Genomic DNA, 11,553 nt, shown 5'->3' on the forward strand with positions numbered 1-11,553 from the left:
TATATTTGGAATAAAATATAATACGATTTACTATGCTTCTTAATAAATAGCAACAAAGAGAATTTTGCTAGTACAATTAAGTTGGATTTGATATAATCAAACATAATTCGACAGGATGAAGATATATTTAATATATGAGGTGAAAATATGAGAGAAAACTTTAAATTTAAGGATAGTGATGGTATTGAATTAAATGTATACAAATGGATTCCTAAAGATGAAAAAATAGGAATAGTACAAATATCTCATGGAATGACAGAAAATGTACTAAGATATGATGAATTTGCAGAATATTTAAATGATAAAGGTTTTATTGTATATGGTCATGATCATAGAGGACATGGATTAACTGCAAGGACAAAAGAAGATTTAGGATATATAGCTGATAATGAAGGATTTGATTGGTTAGTTAGAGATTTATATGAATTAATTTCTAATGCTAAACAAGAGAATAAAGGGTTACCAATTTATTTATTTGGACATAGCATGGGATCATTTGTTAGTCAAAGATTTGTAGAATTACATGGAAAAGACATAGATGGATTAATACTATCAGGAAGTAATGGAGAACCAACTAAATTAACACCATTTGGAATATTAATATCTAGATTAGAAATTAAGCTTTTTGGAAGAAAACATACTAGTAAAGTTATGGATAAATTATCTTTTGGAAATTTTAATAAAAAATTTAAACCCAATAGAACTCCTTATGACTGGTTATGCAGTGTAGATAGCGAAGTAGATAAATATATTGCTAATGAACATTGCGGATTTGTGTGCTCTTCCTCATTTTATTATGATCTTTTAAGAGGACTTAAGGAAATTCATAATGAGAAAAATTTTATATCCATACCGAATGAATTGCCAATATATATATTAGCTGGAGATATGGACCCTGTTGGATTCTTTGGGAAAGGAATAATGAATTTATATGAAAAACTAAAGAATAATGGAATTAAGGATGTTAAATATAAACTTTATAAAGATAAACGCCATGAAATATTGAATGAAGATAATAAAGAGGAAGTAATGAACGATATTTCAATTTGGTTATTAGATAAAGTTAATAGTAAGAATGCATAATTAAATTAATCAAAACTAATTTTCATAATTAACTTATTGTAAAATTATGAAAAAGTAGTTTATACTAAATATAGTAATTTATTATATTTAGTATTTAATTAACTGGGGTGAAAATGTGAGAGAACTAAAGAGTGTTGAAGAAAAAATTTTAGATAGATCACTTTACCTTTTTGGTAAAAATGGATCTACTAATGTGCCCATAAGAACTATTGCAAAAGAAGCTAATGTAAATGTAGGGGCAATAAATTATTACTTTGGAAGCAAAGATGAAATGATAAGAACTGTTCAGAGATTTTATATAGAAAATACAATAGCTGCTTATTTACCATTAGATAATGATGAACTAAATGATGAAGAAAAGGTAGTTTTATGTCTTAATGAAATAATGGAATATTCATTAAGATACCCAGGAGTTATTGTAATGCATAAAGAAGCAGTAAATGCTGAAGTTAAGGATGAAATGTCTAATCAAATTATAAATATAACAGCTAGTATGAATGAGAAGCTTGATAAAATTTTAATAAAGGTTTTGGATAGCTCAGAAGAAGATTTTAAATATCATAGAATGATTGTTTTATCATCAGTTTTATATCCTACAAGTGATAAAAATATTCAAGTATTTAATGAAGAATTTTTAAAAAATAAAGATGGAAGAATAAATTACATAAAATACATATTAAAAATATTAAAAGGAAATAGATAAATTATAGAAGTCATCTAATAGAATTAATTAGATGACTTTTTAATTTGTTATAAATAAAACAAAATGTTTAAAACATATTGTTTTAAAATTTAAAATGCTTTATAATTTGCTTATAAACAGTATGAAATTTTATTCATAGGTTTTAGTTGATAATAAAGTCAATGAAATCGTTAACTATTAAATATAGAGGAGGTCTTTTTATGTATTATAACAATCTTTTTAGTCCTATAAAAATAAGAGGGATGGAAATAAGAAATAGAGTGGAGTTTCCAGCTATGGGAACTAAGATGTTAAATGGTAGTAAATATGTTACTGACCAATTAATAAATTATCATGTGGCTAGAGCACGTGGAGGAAATGGTATTAATTTTACTGAAGTATGTTCAGTTTATGAAAAAGCTTCACCTAAGAATTTTTTAGCGATTTCAGATGATAAGTACATTCCAGGATTAAAGAAATTAGCTGATGCAATTCATGAGGCAGGGGCTAAAGCAGGTGTACAGCTTTGGTTAGGTGGATCAGCTGTAATGTTTAGTGGTGATACAGATGTTAATGTAGTACTTCCAAGCGAATTTAAGGTTGGAGATGACTATGTGATACCAGATGCAAGTATAGAGGTTATTAAAGAATGTATTGCTGCATTTGGAAAAGCAGCTAAACGTGCTGTGCAAGCTGGTTATGATGCTATAGAATTTCATGCGGGACATAATTATACACCGCATTCTTTCTTAAGTGGAGCCTTTAATAAAAGGACAGATGAATATGGAGGAACCTTAGAGAATCGTGGGAGATTCCTGATTGAATGTATAGAATCAATCCGTAATAATATTCCAGAAGATATGCCTTTATTTATGCGTATCGATGCTCATGATGATTGTTTAGAAGATGGACTTACAATTGAAGAAGTTATTGAATTTTGTAAATCAGCTAAAAAGGCAGGCGTAGATGTATTAGATGTGTCTAGAGGAAATTTCTCAAGTGCTGCGATAAAATATGAAGTGCCACCAGTAGATTTGCCAAGAGGATTTAATGTAGAAAACGCAGCTAGAATTAAAAAAGAAACTGGAATGATTACAGTTGCAGTAGGAAGAATAAATGCCCCTGAACAAGCTGATGAAATTATAAGAAGTGGTAAAGCAGATATGGTTGTAATTGGAAGGGCTCAATTAGCAGATCCTGAGTTCTGCAATAAAGCTATGAATGGAAAAATAGAAGATATTATAAGATGTGTAGGTTGCAATCAAGGCTGTTATGATGGATATGCATCTCCAGAGGTTCCATTTATAACATGTATGAGAAATCCTGCACTGGGAAGAGAAGCGGAATATGGTTTATTAAAGACAGATTCACCTAAAAAAGTATTAGTAATAGGTGGTGGAGTGTCTGGGTTAGAAGCTGCAATAAATTTAAAGGATATAGGACATAATCCAATAGTTTGTGAAGCTTCTGATTCACTTGGAGGACAGTTTGTTCTTGCAGGTGCAGCTCCTAGAAAGGGAGAAATGAAAGAAGCCGCAATTTCTATGGGAGAAATGGCTAAACGAAAAGGAATAGAAATAAGGCTTTCAACAGTAGTTACCCCTAAGGTTATTGAAGAAATAAATCCAGATGTAGTAATAGTAGCAGTTGGATCTGAACCAATTAATTTAAAAGTATCAGGAGCTGATTTAGAAAATGTAACTAATTCACATGATGTACTTTCAGGAAAAGTTAATATTTCAGGAAAAGTTGTAATAATAGGAGGAGGACTTGTTGGCTTAGAGGTTGCAGAATATATTTCAGGTAAGGCAGATAAGATAACTGTAATTGAAATGCTTGACCAAGTTGCAAAAGACTTAGGACAACTTCGTAAAATTTGTGTTATGGAAAATTTATTTGCTGAGTCAATCAATACTATTACGAATGCTAAATGTATTGAAATAAAAGAAAGCTCAGTTGTTATAGATAATAAAGGAAGTATAGAAGAAATTGAATGTGACTCAGTAGTTGTATCTATTGGAGCAAAATCTCGTAAATTCAATGAAATATCAGATTATTGTGATAAAAACAATATAAAATATTATACTATTGGAGATGCAGTTAGAGCTCGTAGGGCTTTAAATTGTATTGCAGAGGCTGTAGAAGTGGCAAGACAAATATAAAATAGAGATACTCTTAAAAACATATAAAATTATAGTTGGACATAATTAATTTAAAAAATAAGTTGAAGTTATATGTGATATTATGTTAAAAAATTAATATAATAAAGAAAATGTGCAATTGCACAAAGAATATTATTCAATTGCAAGTTGAAATATATAATTAACAGGTAGTATAATGAAAAAAAGATAAATAATAAAGCAGCGGAGCTTATTTAAAAGATTAAGCTTCGCTATTTTTTAAATAAATAATTACAAAAAAATCAATATATATATAAAATAATTACAAACAAAGGCGTTATGTATAAATTATATTAATGTCTTTGTTTGTTTTTATATAGAAATACATTTATTTAGCGAATGAAAATAAAAAATTTTATTACATTGAAAGAAGGGGATTTTTATGAAAAAAGTGTTAAGAAAAATAGCTGCTATAGTTACTGTAGCCTCAATGTGTATGCTGTCATTTACAGGATGTAGTGAAACTAAAAGTGGGGGCAGTAGCTCATCCGGTAAAGAGTCTGATACTATCAATTTAGGCTTTGTACTTCCTTTAACAGGTAGTGTTCCTAATCTTGGTAGTGCAATGAAGAATGGTGCAGAGCTAGCAATTGAAGAAATTAATAATGCTGGTGGAATTAATGGAAAAAAAATTAAAGCTACTATTGAAGATGATGAAAATAAACCAGCTACTGCACCAAATGCTATTACAAAATTAATAGAACAGGATAAAGTTGATGCAGTACTCGGAACATATGCGAGTAGTTGTTCAATCGCAATGGCCCCAATTGCAGCTCAAAATAAAAAAGTTATGCTTTCTATTGGTTCTACAAATGCTAAGGTTACAAGTGAAGGTGGAGAATATGTATTCCGTGCGTGCTTTATAGATCCATTCCAAGGGAAGATAGCAGCAGAGTATGCATATAACGATTTAGATGCAAAAAAAGTTGCAGTTTTATATGATGTTGGAAAAGACTATTGTGTTGGAATTTCAGATACATTTAAAGAAACAATTACAAGTTTAGGTGGAGAAATTGCATATGAAGGAAAATATAATACTGGAGAAAGTGATTTCAAATCTTACTTAACAGAAATAAAAAATAAAGGTGTAAAAGTACTATATATACCTGATGATTATGATGTTGTAGGATTAATTGCAAAACAAATAAAGGAAATTGGTTTGGAAGTTCAATTATTAGGTAGTGATTCATGGTCAGATCCAGGACTTATAGAAGTTGGAGGAGATGCAGTTGAAGGTGCATATTTTACAGATCACGTATCGATTAAATCTGAAAAATTAGCTAAGTTTGCAGAGACTTATAAAAATAAATTTGGACAAGATCCAGGTGCATTCTCAGTATTGGCTTATGACTCAGTATACATTATTTCAGCAGCAATTAAAAATGCAGGAAGTACAGACTCAGATGCAATTAAAGATGCATTAAATAAACTAGATGAAGATTGTGGAACTACACACTATAAATTTGATGAAAATAGAGATCCTATTAAGAGTGTTGTAATAAATCAAGTTAAAAATGGACAATTCGAATTTGTAAAAGAAATTGAACCTAAATAGGGAAGATTAGGGGAAATTATATAAAATGTTTGCAGCAAATTGTATAAAATAATGCAAGCATTTTATATAGCTTATAGTACAGATTATAGGGAGGCGAAAAAAGATGAATACTTTGGTGCAGCAAATCGTGAATGGTATTTGTCAGGGGAGTGTTTATGCACTCATAGCAATAGGATATACCATGGTATATGGAATTATAAAATTAATTAACTTTGCACATTGTGATATTTATATGTTTGGAGCATACGCAGGATACTTTGCTGTTTCAGTATGCAGATTTGGTTTTTCAGGAACATTAGTTTTTGCTATGGTAGCATGTGCAGCATTAGGAATGCTCATAGAAAGAGTTGCATACAAACCATTGCGTAATTCACCAAAAGTTACATTATTTATTACTACAATGGGTGTGGAATTATTGTTACAAAATTTAATTAAAACAAATGTCCTCGCAGGACCAAATACAAAATCATTTCCTGAAATATTACCTTTAACATCATATAAATTAGGAAGTATCATCATAAGCAATTATCAAATTATTGCTGTTCTTACAACATTATTACTTTGTATTATATTACAATTTATTATTAAGAAGACAAGTGTTGGGAGAGCTATGAGAGCTACTTCTTTTGATATGGATGCAGCAGCATTAATGGGAATTAATACAAATAGAGTTATTTCATTAACTTTTGCATTGGGATCGTTACTCGCAGGAACTGCCGGAGTATTAGTTGGTATGTTATATCCAAAACTAACACCAGCAATGGGGGTTATGCCAGGTTTAAAATCATTTGTAGCAGCTGTTCTTGGTGGAATTGGAATAATTCCAGGAGCAATGGTTGGTGGAATTATTATGGGACTAATTGAAACTTTATCAAAGGTTTATATTAGTTCAGGTTTATCAGATGCAATAGCATTTTCAATACTTATAATTATTCTTTTAGTAAAGCCAGATGGCTTATTTGGAAAGAATGCAAGAGAGAAAGTGTAGGTGAAAAGATTTATGGATATTAATGCAGAAAAAATGAATTTTAAAAAAAGTATAAAAAAGACCTACATTAATAATGCTGTTACTCTCGGAGTTATATTGATTATATACTGGATAGCATTGATGATGATTCAAATGGGTATTATGGATAACTATACCCTAAGAATTATAAAGCAGGTTGGTATATTTATGATAGCGGCATTTGGACTTAATTTAATACTAGGGTTTACTGGTCAGCTTACTATGGGACATGCAGCTTTTATGTCAATTGGTGCATATGGTTCTGCAATAATGACTCAAAATTTTAATATGCCTTTTGCAGTATCATTAATTGTAGGAACTATAGTAGCATGTATTTTAGCCGCAGCAATAGGTTATCCAATCTTAAGATTAAAAGGTGACTATTTAGCAATATGTACATTAGGATTTGGTGAAATTGTTAAAGTTATTATTCAAAACATCGATTATGTAGGCGGTGCTAGAGGAATGACAAGCATACCTACAAAGTCAAGTCTCTTAATTATTTTCTTGTGTGTATGTGGATGCTTTGCATTTCTTAAAAATTTACTGCATTCATCTAAGGGAAGGGCTATAATGTCAGTCCGTGAAGATGAAATTTCTGCTGAAGCAATGGGAATAAACACTACAAAATATAAAATGATCGCTTTTATAATCGGAAGTGGCATGGCTGGGCTTGCAGGAGGATTGTATGCCCATTTTAATACATTTATTGATCCAGTAACATTTAATTTCTCAAAATCATTTGAATTAATTACTTATGTTGTACTTGGAGGAATGGGAAGCCTATCAGGAACAGTAATTGGAACATCTATATTAATATTTTTGCCAGAATCATTACGTGGTTTAGGTGATGCATTAAAGGAAAATCGTATGTTAATATATGCATTTTTACTTGTTTTAATGATGATCTTTAGGCCAGATGGAATCTTAGGCTCTAAAGAAATAACAGTAAAAGGTATAGTTAAATGGATAAAAAAATTATTTTCTAAGAAAACTTCTAAATCAGAAACAAAGGTAGGTGCATAGCATGGCTTTATTGAATGTAGAAAATCTAACAATAAAATTCGGAGGATTGACAGCAGTTTCTGAAGTGAATATGGAAATTGGAGAGGAAAGTCTTGTAGGCCTTATTGGACCTAATGGAGCTGGAAAAACAACATTGTTTAACATGCTTACAGGTGTTTATAAACCTACATATGGAAAGATAGAATTTAATAATGAAAGAATTGATGGTATTAAGCCTTATGATATAGCGTCAAAAAGAATTTCAAGAACATTTCAAAATATTCGTCTATTTAAAGAATTAACCGTTCTTGAAAATGTAATGACAAGCTTTGACTGTCAAGCTAAAACAAGTTTGCTTGGATCTGTTCTTCATACTCCAGGGCAAATTATAGAAGAAGAAAGCATGAAAGCAGAAGCAATGAACTTCTTAAAAATTATGAAATTAGAGAATAAAGCTAACGAGCTTGCAAAAAATTTACCATATGGAGAGCAGAGAAGGTTAGAAATTGCCAGAGCTTTAGCTGTAAAGCCTAAGTTATTATTATTAGATGAGCCAGCAGCAGGAATGAATCCACAAGAAACAAAGGAATTAACAGATATGATTAGATGGATTAAGGATGAATTTAAAATATCTGTATTACTTATTGAGCATGATATGAAGCTGGTTATGAATGTTTGTGAATATATTTATGTTCTTTCATTTGGTCAGATTATAGCAAATGGAGTACCAGAAGAAATACAAAAGAATCCAAAGGTAATAGAAGCATACCTTGGAAGGGGGGCTGATAAGCATGCTTAAAATTGAAAATATTAATGTATACTATGGAGCAATTCATGCAATACATGATTTAAGTATTGAGGTAAATGATGGAGAAATAGTTACTTTGATTGGAGCAAATGGAGCAGGAAAAACTTCAACTCTTAGGGCAGTTAGTGGTTTAAATCCAGTAAAAAGCGGATCTATAAGCTATGATGGTAAAATTATAAGTAATATTGCACCGCATAAAATTGTGGCTGCAGGTATAAGTCAGGTCCCAGAAGGAAGGCGTGTTTTTGGAGATCAGACTTGTGAAGAAAACTTACTTTTAGGAGCTTATCTAAAAAGAGATAAAAAACAAATTAATGAATCCATGGAAAAAGTTTTTGCATGGTTTCCACGTATTAAAGAAAGAAGAAATCAATTAGCAGGAACACTTTCAGGCGGAGAGCAGCAAATGCTTGCAATTGGACGTTCACTTATGGCTTCACCTAAATTATTATTATTGGATGAACCATCAATGGGGCTTGCGCCGATAGTTGTTGAAGAAATATTTGAAATTATTAAAAGCATACGTAAAGAAAATACTACAATTCTGCTTGTTGAGCAAAATGCAAATGCGGCACTTCAAATTGCAGATCGTGGTTACGTAGTTGAAACAGGAAATATAGTTTTGGAAGGATGTGCAGATGACTTACTACATGATGATGCTGTAAGAAAAGCATATCTTGGTGATTAATATAAGTTATAAGGGAGAGGATTATATGGAACGATTTGTGATTGCAATTACAAGACGTGCAGGTAGTGGAGGAACTACAATTGGTAAAATGCTTGCTGATGACTTTGGTATAGATTTATATGATAAAAAGCTTCTCCGACTTGCATCAGAAGATAGTGGCATTAATGAGGCTCTATTTGAAAATGCAGATGAAAGAATAAAAAATAGTTTGTTATATCGTGTATCTAAAAAAGTTTACAAGGGAGAATTAATACCTCCTGAAAGTGATAATTTTGCTTCTGATAATAACTTGTTTAATTATCAGGCAAAAGTATTACGTGAACTTGCAGAGAGAGAATCATATGTTGTAATAGGGCGTTGTGCAGATTATGTATTGAAAGACAAGCCAAATGTATTTAAAATTTTCCTATATGCTTCTGATGATTTCTGTATTGAACATGAAATTTACTATTTATGTACAGAGAAAAAAGAAGCAATGAAATATATAAAGAAATGGGATACCTACAGAAGTGAATATTATACTTATCACACAGGAAATAAATGGGAAGATATGAAAAACTATGACTTGTGTATTGATACAGGAAAATTAGGATTCGAAAAAACAGTAGGGTGCATAAAAGAATATATGAAGCTTAGGATGGGGACACTTTAGTAAAAAAGCTGGTGTAATAGACATCAGCTTTTTTGTATGTAATATAAATTGGAATTTGTCTTTTAATGATCAGTTATCAATGATCAATTTTCAATGAAGGATGAAAAACTTTCAGTTTTTCTAAGACTATAGTATTGCATCTATATTTGCCAAAGCAAATGTAATTCGCTGTTTGATTAGGAAACATATTTTTCTTCCAGAAAAATATTGGCTATAGTGCTAAGTTCATGCTTCACTAAGCACTATATGCCAGCGAATGTTATGGCTAATGCCATAGCAATGCAATATATATAATAAAAAGCTGTAAGCTTTTTTCCTTCATTGATTATTGAAAGTTGACTATTGAGAATTGATAAACAAATTCTAGTTTGTAAGATAGCACTTAATCTTTGTTTTTTATAAGATTTCCAACACTTCTACAGTATAATTTTCACCAGGAGCATTAACTTCCACTATGTCACCAGATTTTTTTCCTAATAAAGCTTTACCAAGGTCAGATTCTATGCTTATACACATATTTTCAGGGTCTACATCCATGGTAGTTACAAGGGTTATTGTATCCTCATCGTCATCTTCTACAAATTTTATTTTTGCTTTGCTATTAACTCCGAGAACGGATTTATCTATATCATCTTCATCTATTATGGTAGCTGTACTAATCATAGATAACAAGTATTGTATTCTATTATCATTCTCTCTATAATTTCTGCATGCTTCCTTATATTCAGCATTTTCTGATCTATCTCCATGTGCAGCAGCAACTAATTTTTCTTTTGCTATTTCTGCTCTTTTAACAGTCATTCTATATTCTAATTCTTCCTGAAGTTTTTTCATATTTTCTGATGTTAATTGGTTATGCATAAAAATTAACTCCTCTCAAAAGATGTTCTGCTACTATTATATAACATATGAAAAAAAATAAAAGAGACTTACAATAAAACATTATAATATTAACAGAGCTATTATTAGTAAAGAATTATATTAATTTAATAATAAAAATGTATCATTAATTAAAAATTAGTGATACTCTTTATGTGTAGTATAAAATTGTTGATAAGATATATGGAGAGAGTAGGTATGAACAATACAAAAGTATGGGCACATAGAGGTGCATCAGCTTATGCACCGGAAAATACTTTGGAAGCATTTAAACTTGCAGTAGATATTGGGTCAGATGGAATAGAACTTGATGTTCAGCTTTCAAAAGATGGAGAACTTGTTGTAATACATGATGAAGAAATAGATAGAACAAGTAATGGAAAAGGATTTGTTAAAGACTATACATTAAAAGAGCTTAAAAAGTTTAATTTTAATCACTCGAATTCAAAGTACCATAAGGTGAATATTCCGACTTTAAAAGAAGTTTTCGAACTTTTGAAATCAACTGAAATGGATATTAATGTTGAACTCAAAACAGGTGTGTTTTTTTATGAAGGAATAGAGGAAAAAGTATTGTCTCTAGCAAAAGAAATGAAAATGGAAGAACGTATAATATATTCTTCGTTTAATCATTATTCAGTAATGAAAGTAAAAGAATTAGATGAAAATGCTAAAATAGGGTTGCTGTATTGTGATGGATGGATAGATGTTATAGATTATGCAAAAAAATTAAAAGTTGATGCTTTGCATCCATGGAACTGCAATCTTAAGTATGATAATCTTATAGAAAAATGTAAAGAAGAAAATATAAAGCTTCACGTTTGGACAGTAAATGATGAAAGAGAAATGAAGTATTTAAATAAAAATAATATTGATGCAATAATAACCAATTATCCGGATAAAGCAAGAAGAATAATAGGAAATGAATAGTAAGTAAAAATATGAAAAGCAAACTTTCAAATATAAAGAACTCCATTTATATGGTAGTGTTTATATGAGATAAAATTATTAAACA

The 11,553-nt window shown here is 30.2% G+C and carries 11 protein-coding genes; 10 read left to right on the forward strand and 1 reads right to left on the reverse strand.

Annotation, left to right across the window (positions count from 1 at the left end; translation table 11 throughout):
* Positions 1 to 147: 147 nt before the first annotated feature.
* From CNEONATNEC86_RS05020 to CNEONATNEC86_RS05060, 9 genes are all read left to right on the forward strand, one after another.
* Complete coding sequence (locus CNEONATNEC86_RS05020) at positions 148 to 1,083, forward strand: alpha/beta hydrolase (protein WP_058294159.1); 936 nt, start codon at positions 148 to 150, stop codon at positions 1,081 to 1,083.
* Between the two features lie 115 nt (positions 1,084 to 1,198).
* Entirely contained in the window at positions 1,199 to 1,786 is a 588-nt protein-coding gene (locus CNEONATNEC86_RS05025) for a TetR/AcrR family transcriptional regulator (RefSeq protein ID WP_058294160.1), read from the forward strand.
* Positions 1,787 to 1,986: 200 nt separating this feature from the next.
* Positions 1,987 to 3,927 carry a bile acid Fe-S flavoenzyme BaiCD gene (baiCD, locus tag CNEONATNEC86_RS05030; protein WP_159115755.1) on the forward strand — a complete coding sequence of 647 codons (1,941 nt, stop codon included), beginning with the start codon at positions 1,987 to 1,989 and terminating at the stop codon, positions 3,925 to 3,927.
* Between the two features lie 400 nt (positions 3,928 to 4,327).
* Positions 4,328 to 5,500, forward strand: a complete 1,173-nt coding sequence (locus tag CNEONATNEC86_RS05035; RefSeq protein WP_058294162.1) for an ABC transporter substrate-binding protein — start codon at positions 4,328 to 4,330, stop codon at positions 5,498 to 5,500.
* A gap of 103 nt (positions 5,501 to 5,603) precedes the next feature.
* Complete coding sequence (locus CNEONATNEC86_RS05040) at positions 5,604 to 6,488, forward strand: branched-chain amino acid ABC transporter permease (RefSeq protein ID WP_058294163.1); 885 nt, start codon at positions 5,604 to 5,606, stop codon at positions 6,486 to 6,488.
* 12 nt (positions 6,489 to 6,500) lie between these two features.
* Positions 6,501 to 7,532 carry a branched-chain amino acid ABC transporter permease gene (locus CNEONATNEC86_RS05045; protein ID WP_083498725.1) on the forward strand — a complete coding sequence of 344 codons (1,032 nt, stop codon included), beginning with the start codon at positions 6,501 to 6,503 and terminating at the stop codon, positions 7,530 to 7,532.
* Position 7,533: 1 nt separating this feature from the next.
* Entirely contained in the window at positions 7,534 to 8,310 is a 777-nt protein-coding gene (locus tag CNEONATNEC86_RS05050; RefSeq protein ID WP_058294164.1) for an ABC transporter ATP-binding protein, read from the forward strand.
* The gene (locus tag CNEONATNEC86_RS05055; protein ID WP_125149274.1) at positions 8,303 to 9,007 is read left to right on the forward strand and encodes an ABC transporter ATP-binding protein; all 705 of its coding nucleotides are present in this window, start codon (positions 8,303 to 8,305) and stop codon (positions 9,005 to 9,007) included. The genes CNEONATNEC86_RS05050 and CNEONATNEC86_RS05055 overlap by 8 nt, the downstream gene beginning before the upstream one ends.
* 25 nt (positions 9,008 to 9,032) lie before the next feature.
* Entirely contained in the window at positions 9,033 to 9,659 is a 627-nt protein-coding gene (locus tag CNEONATNEC86_RS05060) for a cytidylate kinase-like family protein (protein ID WP_058294166.1), read from the forward strand.
* Positions 9,660 to 10,055: 396 nt separating this feature from the next.
* Here the strand turns inward: CNEONATNEC86_RS05060 and CNEONATNEC86_RS05065 are convergent, their stop codons facing one another.
* Positions 10,056 to 10,520, reverse strand: coding sequence for a GreA/GreB family elongation factor (locus CNEONATNEC86_RS05065; RefSeq protein WP_058294167.1), 465 nt, complete (start codon positions 10,518 to 10,520; stop codon positions 10,056 to 10,058).
* 216 nt (positions 10,521 to 10,736) lie between these two features.
* Between CNEONATNEC86_RS05065 and CNEONATNEC86_RS05070 the strand changes: the two genes are divergently transcribed.
* Complete coding sequence (locus tag CNEONATNEC86_RS05070) at positions 10,737 to 11,468, forward strand: glycerophosphodiester phosphodiesterase (RefSeq protein WP_058294168.1); 732 nt, start codon at positions 10,737 to 10,739, stop codon at positions 11,466 to 11,468.
* Positions 11,469 to 11,553 lie beyond the last annotated feature (85 nt).

Origin of the sequence: Clostridium neonatale (genome assembly GCF_900465025.1) — a bacterium.
Classification (GTDB): Bacteria; Bacillota; Clostridia; order Clostridiales; family Clostridiaceae; genus Clostridium; species Clostridium neonatale.

Excerpts from the sequence above, each read along its gene's own strand:
- CNEONATNEC86_RS05020 (WP_058294159.1), top strand. The coding sequence starts at position 148 with ATGAGAGAAAACTTTAAATTTAAGGATAGTGATGGTATTGAATTAAAT.
- baiCD (WP_159115755.1), top strand. The coding sequence starts at position 1,987 with ATGTATTATAACAATCTTTTTAGTCCTATAAAAATAAGAGGGATGGAA.
- CNEONATNEC86_RS05035 (WP_058294162.1), top strand. The coding sequence starts at position 4,328 with ATGAAAAAAGTGTTAAGAAAAATAGCTGCTATAGTTACTGTAGCCTCA.
- CNEONATNEC86_RS05040 (WP_058294163.1), top strand. The coding sequence starts at position 5,604 with ATGAATACTTTGGTGCAGCAAATCGTGAATGGTATTTGTCAGGGGAGT.
- CNEONATNEC86_RS05045 (WP_083498725.1), top strand. The coding sequence starts at position 6,501 with ATGGATATTAATGCAGAAAAAATGAATTTTAAAAAAAGTATAAAAAAG.
- CNEONATNEC86_RS05050 (WP_058294164.1), top strand. The coding sequence starts at position 7,534 with ATGGCTTTATTGAATGTAGAAAATCTAACAATAAAATTCGGAGGATTG.
- CNEONATNEC86_RS05055 (WP_125149274.1), top strand. The coding sequence starts at position 8,303 with ATGCTTAAAATTGAAAATATTAATGTATACTATGGAGCAATTCATGCA.
- CNEONATNEC86_RS05060 (WP_058294166.1), top strand. The coding sequence starts at position 9,033 with ATGGAACGATTTGTGATTGCAATTACAAGACGTGCAGGTAGTGGAGGA.
- CNEONATNEC86_RS05065 (WP_058294167.1), bottom strand. The coding sequence starts at position 10,520 with ATGCATAACCAATTAACATCAGAAAATATGAAAAAACTTCAGGAAGAA.
- CNEONATNEC86_RS05070 (WP_058294168.1), top strand. The coding sequence starts at position 10,737 with ATGAACAATACAAAAGTATGGGCACATAGAGGTGCATCAGCTTATGCA.